The sequence below is a fragment of the Microbaculum mangrovi genome (genome assembly GCF_051390635.1).
GTDB lineage: Bacteria > Pseudomonadota > Alphaproteobacteria > Rhizobiales > Tepidamorphaceae > Microbaculum.
Genome location: NZ_JBPODT010000005.1, coordinates 229990 through 244313, shown reverse-complemented (window position 1 = coordinate 244313; position 14324 = coordinate 229990). Strand labels below are relative to the sequence as shown.

Sequence of the window (14324 nt, the reverse complement as noted above, 5' to 3'; positions counted from 1 at the left end):
GCTGACAAGTTTCGTCGGCTACTGCGCGATATTCGGGAGCTGCCTTGGGCCGCGGTCTGTTTTCTGCCGGGTGCGGGCGCGTTGTTTGCTCCAATCGGGCGCGACGTTCCCGCGGCAGACAACGCGATCGCGCCTTTCGTCGCCTTGCGCCGCCGGAACCCTTTCAAGATCAAGGCGGCGGGACCTGCCTAAGCAAGGCATGTCCCGCCGCCTGAATGTCGCGGCTTTGACGATGTGACCTAGTTGCCGACGCCGGTCGACTTCTCGGTCAGCATGGCCTGGTAAAGGTAGGCCACCTGGGTGCGGTTGGTCGCGTTCAGCTTCCGCATGAGATTGCGGATATGCACCTTGACCGTGCTTTCCCGCATGTTCAGCTCATAGGCGATGATCTTGTTCGGCTTGCCTTCGCGCAGCTTCTCGATGACCGCGTGCTGCCGGTCGGTGAAGAACGAATGCGGAGAGCGTTCGGCCGCTTCGGCCGCGTCCTTCGCCATGTGCCGCGACGCGATCAGGGCGCTCGCGGGGACATAGGTCCCGCCTGCCAACACCAGGTGCAAGGCCTCGACTGCCACCTCGAGCGATACGCTGGAGGGAAGGTATCCCTTGGCGCCGACATCGAGAGCATCGAGAACGTGCGCCGGATCTTCATTGTCAGCGACGATGATGATCGGCGGAACGGAGCCCCGGCCCGAAAACACCTCGGTCACGTTTTCGATTTCCGAACGCACATTGGCCGAGACGGGAACATAGAGAAACACGGCGCTGGGCGGCGGCTGGTCGTCGGCCATGCGGATCCATTCGGTGATATCGGGGATCGCCACAATCCTCGCCGCAGCCGCCGAAAGGCGAAAGCATTCTTCGAAACACTGACGCAGCAGCGTTCTGGGTTCCACAAACAGAACCGGCGCTGCAACGCGGACATCACTTTCGGCCTTATCGCTAAGGCCGGTATCCTTTAGGTGGTCGTCGTTACTGACGTTCATAATTTCCTCTCCGCTCTTACGACGATCGGTTCCCACTTTTGTTGAACGTGAACCGAAACCAATTGGCGGCCTCACCGAACGACTAGCACTATTGTTGCGAAGACGACTAATCGAATTCCGTGAAATGTTTAACTGTTAAGTTTAACTTCCAGGGAGGCACTGATCCGTCCCTCGTCGGTTTCGCGATATCTTCCGGGCGATTCATCTCAGTGTTGAATGTACGCCGGCTAGTAAAATATGTCGGCCCGTCCACGGAGCGCAAGAAGACCGCAGGCGCCAGGCGTCGGATACGCTGATCATGACCACCGCCAAGGGCACGCAGACGAAGAAGGAGCGGCATTGGCTCAAGATCAATCGTGCGCCGGTTCTCAGCTTGTGGGCCGGCGTCGTTGCCGAATGTCTCGGCTTCGATCGCGCCGAAGCGCTGACGCTTGGCCGTGCGGTCGCGGGCCTGAACGCCTATTCCAAAGGCGTCTCGATCGGCCTGTTCCAGCCGGCACCGCACGAGGTCAAGGAAAAGCGCAGATCGCTGCGGAAACACGAAGCCCTGTCGGTCGATCTTCTGGGGCGGGCCGTCCCCGTAGCGCAGACCGATGCCGGGCTTCGAGCCCTCAGCAAGGACAGGCCGATCAAGCCGGACAGCGTTCGGCGCTACCTGGAGAGCAAGTTCGGTGATGCCCTGGACGATGCCCGCGAGGCCATGATGTGCCTGGCCGGGTCGATGACCCGCGCCGAACTCGCGGAGCACGCCTACCGGCTCTACGAGGAATTCCGGCCGGATGTGCCATCCGGGGCGAAGGGATGGGGGGCTGCGGGTCCGCTCGATCTTGATAAGATCCGGCATATGGCAAACTGAGAGGCGGCGTCCGGCCCGTTCCCGAACGTCGCAAAGGGAGGAGATCGACGTCCGATGTTCAAGCTGATCCTGGTTCCGATCGACCTGTCCGATCCCGAATTGTACCAGCGCGCGGTTCACGTCGCCGCCGACATGGCCCGTCAGTCCGGCGGCAAGATCCGATTGATGACGGTCATCTCCGCGGTGCCGCCATCGGTTTCGCAGTATGTTCCGCCCGAAATCCACGGACAGGTCGTCGATGAGGCGAGAACGCGACTGAACCTGCTTGCTACGGAGACCGGCCTTGGCGATGCCGCTTCGGCGATCGTGCGTGACGGCGCCGTCTATCACGAAGTGCTGGCCGAAGCCGAAGACGCTGGCGCCGACCTGATCGTCATGGGGTCTCACCGCCCCGCGATGTCGACCTATCTGCTTGGATCGAACGCGGCGCGCATCGTCCGCCATGCAACCTGTTCGGTGATGGTCATCCGCTGAGTCCGCCGCTGTCGCGCGGCGGGCGCGGGGCCCAAGCCCCGCTTGTCGGCGGAGCGGCGGCCAGCTTACCTTGCCGATCGGACAGCTTGGTCCCAAGACGGAGGCTGGCCCGGAAGGCTGGAACACGACCATTGCGACGCCATCAGACAGCCCAAGGAGCGAAGCGGTCCACATGATGCGGGATTATCACGCTGCCGAGATTGACGCCTGTCTGGACACGCTCGGCGCGACGGCGGCGGGCCTCTCGACCTCGGACGCCGCGCAGCGGCTGGAGACGCATGGCGCCAACAGGCTTCCGCAACCGCCAAGGCGGCCCGCGATCCTGCGGTTCCTGTCCCACTTCCACAATATCCTGATCTACGTTCTGCTCGGCTCCGCCGTGATCACGGCGGTCCTGCAGCACTTCACCGATATGGCCGTCATTCTCGCCGTCGTGATCGCAAACGCGGTGATCGGCTTCATCCAGGAGGGCAAGGCGGAGAGAGCGATGGAATCGATCCGCGGCATGCTCGCGCCCCACGCGGCCGTGCTGCGCGACGGCGAACGCCGCAGCATCGAGGCCGAAGAGCTGGTGCCCGGCGACATCGTTCTGCTGGAGCCCGGTGACAAGGTTCCCGCCGATCTGAGGCTGATCCGCGCGCACGGCCTGCAGGTGCAGGAATCGATCCTGACCGGCGAATCCGTCCCGGTCGACAAAGCCATCGCTCCCGTGGCGGGCGACGCGGCGCTCGGGGATCGTTCCTCGATGGCCTATAGCGGAACGATGGTGACCAGCGGCCAGGGGCGCGGCGTCGTCGTCGCCACCGGCGCACATACCGAGATCGGGCGCATCAGCGGTCTATTGGCGGAGGTGGAGGTTCTCGCCACGCCGCTCGTGCGCCAGATGAACGTGTTCGCGAAGTGGCTGACGATCCTGATCCTGCTGATCGCCGCCGTCCTGCTCGTCTACGGCTACTTCGTCGATCACCACGAATTCTCGGAGATGTTCATGGCCGTGGTTGGCCTGTCGGTGGCCGCCATTCCCGAGGGCCTGCCGGCTGTCCTGACGATCACGCTGGCCGTGGGTGTCCAGGCCATGGCGCGGCGCAACGCGATCGTACGCCGCTTGCCGGCGATCGAGACGCTGGGCTCGGTATCGGTGATCTGCACCGACAAGACCGGGACGCTGACGCGCAACGAGATGATGGTGGCCTCGGTGGCGGTGACCGGCCATCTGTTCTCGTTCGAGGGGACAGGGTACGAGCCCGAAGGCGCCGTGCTGCTCGCCGATAGTCGGGTCAACGGGCTGGACCATCTGCATCTGAACGAGCTGGCGCGGGCCGCTGCGTCCTGCAACGACGCGTCGCTGCACCTTCGCGAGGGATTCTGGACTGTCGAAGGCGATCCGATGGAGGGCGCGCTTCTGGCGCTTGCGGGGAAGGTCGGCGTCGATGTCAGCCAGGAGCTGTCGGCGCGCACGCGCACGGACGAAATACCCTTCGACTCGCGCCACAAGTTCATGGCCACCCTGCATCACGACCATCCGGGCCACGCCGACATATTCGTCAAGGGCGCGCCGGAGCAAATACTCGCGATGTGCGCCGAGCAGCGTGGCGCATCGGGCGACGGCGCGCCGCTGGACGAAGCCTTCTGGACAGACCGCGCCGACAGCATGGCCGCGCAGGGCCAGCGGGTGCTCGCCATCGCGACACGGCAGGTGGAGGCCGGACAGACCGCGATCGATTTCGCCGACGTCGAGGGCGGCCTGGTCCTTGTGGGTCTGGTCGGGCTGATCGATCCGCCGCGGGCGGAATCGATCGAGGCCGTCGCCGAGTGCCGCCGGGCGGGCATACGGGTCAAGATGATCACGGGCGACCATGCCGGAACCGCCGCGGCGATCGGCAAGCTGATCGGTCTGGAAAACACCGGCAAGGTGCTCACCGGCCGGGATCTGGACATGATGGACGACGCGGAACTGGCCGTGGCCGTGTCCACGGTGGACATCTTCGCGCGCACCAATCCCGAGCACAAGCTGCGGCTGGTGATGGCCCTTCAATCGCAGGGTATCACCGTGGCGATGACGGGGGACGGCGTCAACGACGCGCCGGCGCTCAAGCGCGCCGACGCCGGCATCGCCATGGGCAGGAAGGGCAGCGAGGCGGCCAAGGAGGCGGCCGAGCTGGTGCTCGCCGACGACAATTTCGCGTCCATCGTCGCGGCGGTGCGTGAAGGGCGGACGGTCTACGATAACATCAAGAAGGTCATCAGTTGGACCCTACCGACCAATGCGGGCGAGGCGATGACCATCGTCGTGGCGCTATTGTTCGGCATAACGCTGCCGATCACGCCGGTCCAGATCCTGTGGGTCAATCTGATTACCGCGATCACACTGGGCATAGCCCTGGCGTTCGAGCCGACCGAGGACAACACCATGCGTCGGCTGCCGCGGCCACGCGACGAACCGCTGCTGACCGGCGCGCTGGGCTGGCACATCGTGTTCGTGTCGATGCTGTTTCTGGGCGGTGTCTTCGGGATCTACGCCTACGCCGTCGACCGCGGCTACTCGGTCGATCTGGCCCGGACGATGGCGCTCAACACGCTGGTCGTCATGGAGATTTTTCACCTCTTCTTCATTCGGAACATCTACGGCACCTCGCTGACGTTGAAGGCCGTGCGGGCGACGCCGGTGGTCTGGGCGACGGTGATCGCGGTTACCGTGGCGCAGTTCGCGATCACCTATATCGGGCCGTTGCAGCGGGTCTTCGCCACCGAGGCGGTGCCGCTGACCGACGGCGTGCTGATCGTGGCGATGGGCGTCATGCTGTTCGCGATCGTCGAAGTGGAGAAACAGCTGCGCCTGAGCCTTGTCGCGCGGACCAGGTATCGCGCCGGCGTCGAGTAGGACACGGGCTGGTCCCCCGCATTCGACGCCGAGAAAAGCCAGTGTCCTGGCGGGGCCGCCATCGCGCTAGCCGGCGAAGGCGCGGACCGCGGCGAGAGCCTGGTCGATGTCGGCCGGCGTATGGTCGGCGGAAATCTGGAAGCGGATCTCCTCGTCGCCCTTCGGAACCACCGGAAAGCCCAGCCCGGTCGCCAGCACGCCGCTCTCGAACAGGTGCGCCACAAGCCGCGTCGTCTTCGGCGTGTCGCGCACCATCAGCGGCACCACGGGATGCTCGCCGGGGATGGTTTCCCAGCCGAGATCGACGAGCCCCTGCTCGAAACGCCGGGTCATGGCGTGCAGATGGGCAAGCATGTCATGCCCGCGCGCGCTGTCGACGATGTCGACGGCCTTGACGGCGGCCGCCGCCTCGCCGGGCGTGATCGGGTTCGAATAGATGTAGAACGGGGCGGTCTCGCGCAGATAGTCGACGAAGGTCCGGTCGCCGGTGACGTAGCCGCCGTTGACGCCGAACGCCTTGCCGAGCGTGGCGACCAGCAGGTCGCAGGGGCCGGAGGCGGTGACCTCCTCCGTGCCGCGGCCGGTCTTGCCGAAGGCGCCGATGCCGTGGGAATCGTCGACGACGACGAGCACGTTCTCGGGATAGTCGCCGTCGTATTTCTTCGCCAGAGCCATGATCCGGTCGAGCGGGGCATGGTCGCCGCGCATGCTGAAGATGCCGTCGGTGACGACGATCGCGCGCCCGCACGCGCCGCTCGCCTCGCGAAGGTGGCGCTCGAGCTCGTCCATCGCCAGATGGGCGTAGATGCGCTTTTCGCCCGGCTCGGAAAGCCGGATGGCGTTGATGATGCAATTGTGGTTCAGCGCGTCGCTGATCACCGCCGTCTGCGGTGTGATGAGCTGCGGCAATAGCCCCATCACGGTGGCATAGGCGGAGGAGAATATCATCGCCGCCTCGCGGCCGTGGAAGGCGGCAAGCCGTTGTTCGAGCGCGAGATGCGGCGTCCAGGTGCCGGAGATGAAGCGCACCGCGCCCGGCCCGGTGCCATAGGCGCGCACGGCCTGCTCCTCCGCCGCGATCAGATCCGCGGTGAACGACAGGCCGAGATAGCTGTTGGCGTTCATGCGCAGGAACGGCCGGTCGCCGTGGCCTTCCAGCAGGAAGCGCGGACCCTTCCCGTCAGCGGGCGGTATGACCGCGCGGATCACGCGCTCGAGGCCCTTGCGCGTGCCCGCGGCCGTCAGCGCGTCCACCTTCGCGTTCAGCAGGTCCAGCAGCCGGTCATGGGGCATGTCGGGTCTCCCGGTTCGCTCAGGCCCGGCTGGCGGGCTTCAGTCGCGCGCCGAGCTTTTCGATCATGTCCGCGCACATGGCGTCGAGGTCGTAGCGTGGCGCCCAGCCCCAGTCGGCGCGCGCGGCGCTGTCGTCGAGCGATCGCGGCCAGGACTCGGCGATCGCCTGGCGCACCGGGTCGACATCGTAGTCGATGACGAAGCCGGGGATCTGTCGTTCGATCGCCGCCGCCAGCTCGGCCGGCGTGAGGTTCATCGCCGTGACGTTGTAGGCGTTGCGGTGATTGAGCCGCGCGGCGTCCGCCTGCATCAGCTCGATCATCGCGCGTATGGCGTCGGGCATGTACATCATGTCGAGCCGTGTGTCGGCGCTCAGAAAGCAGGTGTAGTGGCGGTAGCGGATCGCCTGATGGAAGATCTCCACCGCATAGTCGGTGGTGCCGCCGCCGGGCGGGGCGGAATAGGAGATCAGGCCGGGCAGCCTCAGGCCCCGCGTGTCGACCCCGAAGCGCTGGGCGTAGTAATCGGCCAGAAGCTCGCCCGACACCTTGGTGAGGCCATACATCGTGGTCGGGCGCTGGACGGTGACCTGCGGCGTGTGATCGCGCGGCGTCGAAGGGCCGAAGGCGCCGATGGAACTGGGGAAGAACACCGCGCAATCGTATTGGCGGGCGACCTCGAGGACGTTGTAGAGCCCGCCCATGTTGACGCTCCAGGCGATCTGCGGCTTGTCCTCGGCGACCGCGGAGAGCAGGGCGGCCATGTGATAGATCGTGCCGATGTCGTGGCGGCGCATCACCTCGTGGATCTGGTGTGGCCGCGTGCAGTCGACATGTTCGTAAGGGCCCGCCGATCCGCCGTTGCCGGGCTGCAGCATGCGGATGTCGGTGGCGATGATGCGCTCCGCCCCGTAGTGGGCCCGCAGCGCGGGAACGAGCTCGCTGCCTATCTGGCCGAGCGCGCCGGTGACCAGGATGTTGCGCACGATCGTCTCGCTTGCCTGCCTGCCTGCGAACCAGCATTGCACGAAACCGGTGATGGCGGCGCGAATAAAATCCCGGTTAGCCCGCGCCGCCGGGGATGCGGTCGGGGGGCTCCGGCTGGACGCAGCGTTCCCACGGCCACAGCCGGCCCATGGCCAGGTAGATGAAGGAGCCGGACCAGGTAATCAGCAGCAGCCCGTTCAGGGCCTCGATGCCCGCGATGAAACGCAGATGGCCTCCGGGGAATACGTCGCCGAGCCCGAGAGACGTGTAGGTGACGATGGAGAAGTAGAGGTAGTCGAGTTCGCTTATGACCGGGCGTCCGCCGAAGTCGCCAAGCCGCAGGACGTTGACCGAGACCGCATAGGCCGCGGCATACAGCACGACTTCGCCGAGATGGGCCATCAGCGTGATGAAGACGATGGACAGCACGCGCTGCCGTGGCCGCATGGCGACGCGCGCCATCCCGCTCGAAAGCCAGTGCAGGATCGAATAGTGAAATCCGGTCGTCGCCAGGACCAGGCAGAGCGAAAGGATCACAGCGATGCCGATGGCGACCCTCCCTGTCCGGGTCCATTGGGGCGTTCGCAGCCGCGTCGGCGACGCCGCGCCGATCATCCATCGTGAATTTGCCTCACCGCGCGACCGAATTGATTGATGCGCGTTAAAGAATGAGGGCCGCTTGAACGGGTAAATGTTTCCCGTGTGGCGGTAATCGAGAAGCCCTGCCGCGGCAGTTGTTTCGCTTGGCGGCGGAGGGGAGTCGATGCGCATCGAGCCGAGACCCGAGCAGGAAACGTCCTGGTATCTGCGGCCCTTCTTCTGGAACCAGCGCCGGAAATACGGGCAGGTTCTGGACGCCGCGCGTCTCTGGGCCCGATCGCCGAAGCTGTTCGTCGCGGTCGCGTGCCTGTACGGAGTGATCGACAGGAGAGGCTCGCCCATCGAACCGTCGCTGCGCTCGCTGATCACGGTCCGGGTGTCGCAAATCAACCACTGCCCGTTCTGCGTCGATCTGAACTCCGCGACACTGCTCAAGCGGGGCGCGGGCTGGGACAAGGTCGTGTCTCTCGGCAACTGGCGGGACAGCGCGATCTACAGCGACCGGGAACGAAGCGCCCTTGATTACGCCGAGGAGATGACGGTATCCGGGCCCGGCGTCCGCGACGACACCGTGAATACGCTGCGCGATCACTTTTCCGATGATGCGATCGTCGAGCTGACCGCGCTGATCGCCTTCCAGAACCTGTCGAGCAAGTTCAACGCGGCCCTCGGTGTTCCGCCGCAGGGGTTCTGCGAACGTCCCGTCGCCGCGGACGGCGAGGCGGTTCCGGACGGGGCGCGTTGGGCACGCGAGCAGACGGTGGGAGAGGCCTGATGCTGGCTCGGGACGTCATGACGACCAATGTCATTACCGTCGGGCCGGAGACCTCGGTCCGCGATATCGCGAGACAGTTGGTGACGTCTCGCATCAGCGCGGTCCCCGTGGTCGACGACGACGGTCAACTCGTGGGCCTCGTCAGCGAAGGCGATCTGATGCGGCGGCCCGAAACCGGCGCCGCGCGTCATCCGTCCTGGTGGCTGCGGCTGCTCGCCGAGCCGGAGACCAGCGCACGCGACTATGTGAAGTCGCACGGGCTCAACGCCCGGGACGTCATGACGCGCGACGTCGTCACCATCGCCGAGGATGCCTCGCTGGAGGACGTGGCGACGCTTCTGGAGGGGTATCGGATCAAGCGCGTGCCGGTGGTTCGCGACGGGAAAGTCGTCGGCATCGTCAGCCGCGCGAACCTGCTGCACGGATTGGTCGCGCGCGGACCGGGCACGGCGCCCTCGCTCGACGATCGCGGGCTTCGCGACGCGCTGGACAAGGCCGTCGCCGATACCGGCATCCGCAAGGAATTCATCAATATCGTCGTGAACGACGGGGTCGTCCGGCTCTGGGGCGCGGTTGAGACCAATGCCGAGAAGCAGGCGTTGCGCGTCGCCGCCGAGGGCACGCCCGGCGTGAAGGGCGTCGAGGATCACGTAGGCGTCCTGCCGCAAATGGTCCGGGCGGTGATCTGGGCCGAGTGAGCGGAGCGCCGAGGCGGTATCGCGCGCGCAGGCCGCGTCACCCGGCACAGTCAAACCGGTCTCGGAGCGCCGGTGTCGTTTCCAAGTGTCCAGCGCAAAAGCAGGGGAGGGAGATAGCGATGAAACGTCCAACAGGGATCGTCGCCGCCATAGTCGCCGTTGGCTTCGTCGCATGGGGCGGAGATGGGGCGCTCGCCAAGAGCCACGGCGAGCCCGGCGAAGCGATGGAAGGGCAGGCGATCGCGCCCGGCCTGGCCATGCCGGGGATGGACCCGATCCGCGGCCGGGACCTGTTCGCCAGCAAGGGGTGCGTCGTCTGCCATGCGATCAACGGGGTCGGCGGCGAGGACGCGCCCGCGCTCGACGCCGATACGATGCCGGCGCCGATGAACCCGTTCGAGTTCGCCGCCAAGATGTGGCGCGGCGCCGAGGCGATGGTCTACCTGCAGCGGGAGGAGCTGGGCGAGCCGATCGCGTTCGACGGCGCGGAGCTGGCCGACATCATCGCCTTCGTCCATGACGCCGAAGCGCAGCGGCAATTCTCGGCCTCTGACATCCCGGCCGGGGTCCGGGATTTGATGCATCACATGGAGGACGGCGACGACGACCACGGGGACGCGGACGAGGACCAGGAGGCGGCCGAAGACCGCGACGAGGCACACGATTGAGGCGGTGTGTTTGTGCTCTGGTGGGTGTACTTCAGGTCGTGGTCGGCAGGTCGCCAACGTCGGAATGTGTCCGATGCGACCTGACCCGGTCTTCGGTCGGTTCGCTATGCGGCATTCCGGCGTGATCGACGCCGGGTCGTGAAAGTGCTTCCCCGTGAGGCTGCAGGCGCCGCGTGAGCCGGGACGGGCGTGTTGGCACAGACGGGGTCGTCCTCCGGCGCTCAATTGATGCCCGGTATCCAAAGTACCAGGGCGGGGAAGGCGATCAGAAAGACGATCTTGAGCAGGTCGATCAGCACGAAGGGAATGACGCCCCGGTAGGCCGTGCCAACCGACAGATCGGGTGCGATACTCTTCAGAATGAAGATGTTTATCCCGAACGGTGGCGTCAGCACGCCGAGCTCGACCAGCAACACCATGATCACACCCCACCACAGCAGGTCGAAGCCCAGGGCCTGGACAATCGCCGCGGATGTCGAGGCGGTGATCATCATCACCGTCGTGCTGTCCATGAAGGCGCCGATCAGAATATAGAAGGCGACCATCAGGCTGAGCACAGCCCATGTCGGAAGTCCCAGGCCGACCACGCCGTCCGTGATCGTCTGGAGCAGAGAGGTGGATGCCAGGAAAAAGGTGATGATCAGGGCTCCGATGATCATGAAATAGATCATCGAAGTCGAGCGCGTCGCGGCAGCGGCGATCGACCAGAAAGCGCCGTTGGATAGCTTTCTGCGCCACAGCGCGACGACGAACGCGAATACGGCGCCGAGCGAGGCGGCCTCGGTCGCCGTCATGATCCCGAAGAAGATCGATCCCATGACCGTCGCGAACATGAGAAACACCGGCAGGCAGACCGCCGCCGATTCCCGCAGTTCCCGACGATCCCAGCGTCCGCCCGACGGCGCCGCGTTCTTGTTTGCGGCGACCCAGATCAACACGACCGCGGCATAGCAAATGACCGTAATCACGGCCGGCACCAGGATCGCGAGGTACATCGCTCCGATCGATTCCTCGACCAGCAGGGCATAGATCACCACGACCGTCGATGGCGGAATCAACTGTCCGAGGGTGCCGCCGGCGGCGATGACGCCGGATACCAGGGGGCGGGCGTAGCCGCGGCTGGTCATCTCGGGATAGGCCGCCGTTCCGATGCTGATGATCGTCGCCATGGAGGAGCCGGTCAGCGCGCCGAACCCGGCGCAGCCGCCGATGGTTGCAAGCGCCAGGCCGCCGCGGAACGGCGCGAACAGGGCATGGGCGAAGCGGTAGATGTCGTTGGACATGCCGCCGGCGATGGCGAACCCGCCCATCAGCAGGAAATAGGGAATGACACCGAGATCGCTGCTGCGCAGCAGGCCCAGCGTTTCGGAGCCGGCGATGTTGAAGGCGGCGTTCGGTCCGAAGGTCGCGGTGATGCCGAGCATGGCGACGCCGCCGAGAACGGCGGCCAGCGGGACGTAGAACAGAAGGGCGCCCCAAACCAGCACGATCACGATCACGCTGGCCGTCAGCATGTCGGACTGGAAAGCGGGCCTGGGGAGCGAGATAGCGGCGACGACAGCGGCGAGGGCGAGGAGCGTGCCGCCGCCGATCACGAGCGTGGAGCGGACCGGGCGCCCTACCCTGCCGGCAAGGTCGAGGGCGGCGACGGCCTGGGCGGGGATGCAAAGCAGGAAGAGAATGAAGATGACCGTGTAGAACGGCCATAGCTTCCACTGGCGGATCGGCGTTTCCATACCGCGCTCGTAGGACAGTACCAACTGGTCGAAGACGGCCACCGCGAGGCAGACGATGAGGAACAGGTAGAGGAAGGCGCCGATCGCCCGAAGGACCGACTGCTGGCGTTCGCTCAAAACCCCCGACAGAAGATCCACCTCGAGATTCGCCCGCTGCGACAGCCCGCTGGCCAGCACCGAGGCGATCGCCACCGAGAACAGGGTCGAGAACAGTTCGTTGGAACCGGTGATCGGGGCGTTGAGCAGCCAGCGAAAGATGATGATGTCGACCAGGTTCAGAATGCCGATCGCCAGCATGATGACGACGCCGAAGGAGGCGATCTTCTGGTTCGCGTTCTTCAACGCAGTATCAATGCGCTGAAGCAGGCTGTCGCGCTGCCCGGTCGCGCCGCCAGCAGTGTCGTTCAATGACGGTTCCATTTGCTCAACGTCGTCCACTTGCTTTCGCTCCGCTGGAGCGATGCGGGATTACTGATCCGAAAGGGGAGCCGGCCCGAAGGAGCCGCCTGGCCAGGGGTGGGCCAAACGGTTCCGGCGACGCGCGCCGACGACGGGCGCGGCTTTGGGGGCGGCGTGTCAGTCGGCCGCGGCGGCGTACTCCGCCTTGAAGGCATCGAGGACGGCTTGGCCGTCGGGAGTGCGTTCGATCCACGACGCGATGACGGGTGATATCAATTCCCTGACCTTCTCCAGCTCGGCCTCGTCGAAACGGCTGGCGGAATACTGAGGCTCGTTGGCGGAGCTGGCCGTGATCCCGTCGATGAATTCGTCATAGGCCTGACCCAGGCGGCGCGTGCCGTCTTCGCCGGTGAACGAGTCAAGCACGGCCCTGCCCTTGGGGCTGAGGCCTTCGTAGAAGGACTTGTTGATCACGACCGCGGTCGGAACGCCACCGAAGGTTACGTTGATCAGATGCTGGTGCAGAAGCTCCGTCAGACGGAACGATTGAAACGTGTCCGGGCTGGTGATCACGGCATCGACCACACCCCTGCTCGCCGCCTGATACATCTCGGTGGGCGATATGAACGCGGGCGAGGCCCCAAGGGCGGACATGGCATCGGCGGTGTTCTTGTCGCTTACCCGGACCTTCAGCCCGGCGAGCGACTCCAACGACGTGATCGGTTCGCGCGAGCGAAGCGTATTGGAGGCGAGCACGCCGAAGAGCAGCAGCTTTCCCTCGGCGAACTCGTCGCCAAGCAAGCCCTTCTCCTGAAGTTTCCATAGCGCCAGGGAGGCGCGGGCTGGGTCGCCGCCGACCAGCGGCAGTGTCGTGACGGTAGACCGCGGGAACGGCTGGCCGGTGGCGGGCAGAACCCAGATCCCCATTTCAGCAACGCCGGTCACAACCCTGTCGACGATGTTCGCCGTGTTGGCGAAGGTCGGGCCGAGGATCTGTATCTCGAACTCCCCGTCCGCGGCCTTGTTGATCTCCTCAGCCCAGGGCCGGTAGACCTCTTCGATCAACGGGCTCGTCTCGGGCAGCGTCGTGGCGAAGCGGACGACGGTCTGCGCCCATGCGGACGTGCTGAAGGACGCAAGCCCCAAAGCCAGAAGAGACGTTGTTGCCTTCGCTTTCCACCAGGCCTTTGCGGAACTGGCGTCTGTATTGATGAATATCACGGTTATTCCTCCACTCGATGAAGCACGGTGTCTCAATCGCCCACCTGCCGTTGCGTGCTGTCAGGTGAACGCCTCTTGGATCATGTCGCTGTCGGGGACGGACGCCTTCCCATCTGCTGCGATGGGACGACCGGTTCCTTCCCGGAGCGCCTTCCGTTCACCGGAAAGCGCGACGACGTCGCCTCTGTCGGTAGCGTTCGCGGCATCGTTCCGGGGGACGTGAATCGCTTGGATGGGGATGGGGTTGTTCGCTGGCGTGGTCGTGAGCCCGAGGGCATCCGGTTCCGCCAGGGCGGGTAGCGTGCCGCCGAGAAATACGGTGTCCCACACCTTTGCGACGCGCGCTGCCATCGAACGAATATCCCCCCTGCTCTCGAATGGAGCAGATTTCATTTGCTTTAGCCGATGCCGACGGCTTCAGTTCGTATCGACCCGGCGACTGCGGCGTCTCCAAAATATCTTATTTCTAAAATAATATAGATGGAACGGTTTCCGCATGCAACAGCGTTGTCTGGTGCGCGCGGGAAACCGGTGCGCTGGCGGCGATACCGCGGGCATGGATCGGGGCAAATGGCGCCCGAACGGGCGACGGCGCGATCGCGCAAGCTATTTGTTGCAGCGGCCCGCTCTCGACATTTCCGTCCGCCTTCCAAACAAGAGCCGGCCGGGGGCGAAAACGTGGTGCAGAGATTGCCGGTCAACAACGCCATATCCTAAATAATTCATATTATTCAATATTATGACATGATCCTGG

13 protein-coding genes are annotated in these 14324 nt (G+C 65.1%); 6 read left to right on the top strand and 7 right to left on the bottom strand.

The window, feature by feature from the left end; all coding sequences use genetic code 11:
• Positions 1-239: 239 nt before the first annotated feature.
• Positions 240-1019 (bottom strand): LuxR C-terminal-related transcriptional regulator, encoded by a 780-nt coding sequence (locus ACSF9G_RS21865; protein ID WP_436644271.1) that lies wholly within the window; start codon positions 1017-1019, stop codon positions 240-242.
• 262 nt (positions 1020-1281) lie between these two features.
• On the opposite strand from ACSF9G_RS21865, the gene ACSF9G_RS21860 reads away from it, so the two are divergent.
• From ACSF9G_RS21860 to ACSF9G_RS21850, 3 genes are all read left to right on the top strand, one after another.
• Positions 1282-1839, top strand: a complete 558-nt coding sequence (locus tag ACSF9G_RS21860) for a hypothetical protein (RefSeq protein WP_436644270.1) — start codon at positions 1282-1284, stop codon at positions 1837-1839.
• A gap of 54 nt (positions 1840-1893) precedes the next feature.
• Positions 1894-2313, top strand: coding sequence for a universal stress protein (locus ACSF9G_RS21855; protein ID WP_436644269.1), 420 nt, complete (start codon positions 1894-1896; stop codon positions 2311-2313).
• Positions 2314-2485: 172 nt separating this feature from the next.
• Positions 2486-5194, top strand: coding sequence for a cation-transporting P-type ATPase (locus ACSF9G_RS21850; RefSeq protein WP_436644268.1), 2709 nt, complete (start codon positions 2486-2488; stop codon positions 5192-5194).
• A 66-nt stretch (positions 5195-5260) separates the two neighbouring features.
• Here the strand turns inward: ACSF9G_RS21850 and ACSF9G_RS21845 are convergent, their stop codons facing one another.
• From ACSF9G_RS21845 to ACSF9G_RS21835, 3 genes are all read right to left on the bottom strand, one after another.
• A complete protein-coding gene (locus tag ACSF9G_RS21845) occupies positions 5261-6487 on the bottom strand; it encodes an aminotransferase class I/II-fold pyridoxal phosphate-dependent enzyme (protein WP_436644267.1) in 1227 nt (408 codons plus the stop codon).
• Between the two features lie 19 nt (positions 6488-6506).
• On the bottom strand, positions 6507-7472 hold the full coding sequence (locus ACSF9G_RS21840; RefSeq protein WP_436644266.1) for an L-threonine 3-dehydrogenase: 966 nt from the start codon (positions 7470-7472) through the stop codon (positions 6507-6509).
• Between the two features lie 76 nt (positions 7473-7548).
• Complete coding sequence (locus ACSF9G_RS21835; protein WP_436644265.1) at positions 7549-8088, bottom strand: ion channel; 540 nt, start codon at positions 8086-8088, stop codon at positions 7549-7551.
• Between the two features lie 148 nt (positions 8089-8236).
• On the opposite strand from ACSF9G_RS21835, the gene ACSF9G_RS21830 reads away from it, so the two are divergent.
• The 3 genes from ACSF9G_RS21830 (at position 8237) to ACSF9G_RS21820 (ending at position 10214) form a co-directional block, all read left to right on the top strand.
• Positions 8237-8848: a carboxymuconolactone decarboxylase family protein gene (locus ACSF9G_RS21830; protein WP_436644264.1), complete on the top strand. Its 612-nt coding sequence runs from the start codon at positions 8237-8239 to the stop codon at positions 8846-8848.
• Positions 8848-9546: a CBS domain-containing protein gene (locus ACSF9G_RS21825; RefSeq protein ID WP_436644263.1), complete on the top strand. Its 699-nt coding sequence runs from the start codon at positions 8848-8850 to the stop codon at positions 9544-9546. Before ACSF9G_RS21830 ends, ACSF9G_RS21825 begins: the two co-directional genes overlap by 1 nt.
• Before the next feature lie 119 nt (positions 9547-9665).
• Positions 9666-10214: a c-type cytochrome gene (locus ACSF9G_RS21820; protein WP_436644262.1), complete on the top strand. Its 549-nt coding sequence runs from the start codon at positions 9666-9668 to the stop codon at positions 10212-10214.
• A gap of 221 nt (positions 10215-10435) precedes the next feature.
• Here ACSF9G_RS21820 and ACSF9G_RS21815 read toward each other — a convergent pair whose 3' ends face one another.
• From ACSF9G_RS21815 to ACSF9G_RS21805, 3 genes are all read right to left on the bottom strand, one after another.
• Positions 10436-12358 (bottom strand): TRAP transporter large permease, encoded by a 1923-nt coding sequence (locus tag ACSF9G_RS21815; RefSeq protein WP_436644261.1) that lies wholly within the window; start codon positions 12356-12358, stop codon positions 10436-10438.
• Between the two features lie 168 nt (positions 12359-12526).
• Complete coding sequence (dctP, locus tag ACSF9G_RS21810; protein WP_436644260.1) at positions 12527-13570, bottom strand: TRAP transporter substrate-binding protein DctP; 1044 nt, start codon at positions 13568-13570, stop codon at positions 12527-12529.
• A gap of 60 nt (positions 13571-13630) precedes the next feature.
• Complete coding sequence (locus ACSF9G_RS21805) at positions 13631-13921, bottom strand: hypothetical protein (protein ID WP_436644259.1); 291 nt, start codon at positions 13919-13921, stop codon at positions 13631-13633.
• Between the last annotated feature and the right edge of the window lie 403 nt (positions 13922-14324).

Excerpts from the sequence above, each read along its gene's own strand:
- ACSF9G_RS21820 (WP_436644262.1), top strand. The coding sequence starts at position 9,666 with ATGAAACGTCCAACAGGGATCGTCGCCGCCATAGTCGCCGTTGGCTTC.
- ACSF9G_RS21830 (WP_436644264.1), top strand. The coding sequence starts at position 8,237 with ATGCGCATCGAGCCGAGACCCGAGCAGGAAACGTCCTGGTATCTGCGG.
- ACSF9G_RS21855 (WP_436644269.1), top strand. The coding sequence starts at position 1,894 with ATGTTCAAGCTGATCCTGGTTCCGATCGACCTGTCCGATCCCGAATTG.
- ACSF9G_RS21805 (WP_436644259.1), bottom strand. The coding sequence starts at position 13,921 with ATGGCAGCGCGCGTCGCAAAGGTGTGGGACACCGTATTTCTCGGCGGC.
- ACSF9G_RS21845 (WP_436644267.1), bottom strand. The coding sequence starts at position 6,487 with ATGCCCCATGACCGGCTGCTGGACCTGCTGAACGCGAAGGTGGACGCG.
- ACSF9G_RS21835 (WP_436644265.1), bottom strand. The coding sequence starts at position 8,088 with ATGATCGGCGCGGCGTCGCCGACGCGGCTGCGAACGCCCCAATGGACC.
- ACSF9G_RS21850 (WP_436644268.1), top strand. The coding sequence starts at position 2,486 with ATGATGCGGGATTATCACGCTGCCGAGATTGACGCCTGTCTGGACACG.
- ACSF9G_RS21825 (WP_436644263.1), top strand. The coding sequence starts at position 8,848 with ATGCTGGCTCGGGACGTCATGACGACCAATGTCATTACCGTCGGGCCG.
- ACSF9G_RS21860 (WP_436644270.1), top strand. The coding sequence starts at position 1,282 with ATGACCACCGCCAAGGGCACGCAGACGAAGAAGGAGCGGCATTGGCTC.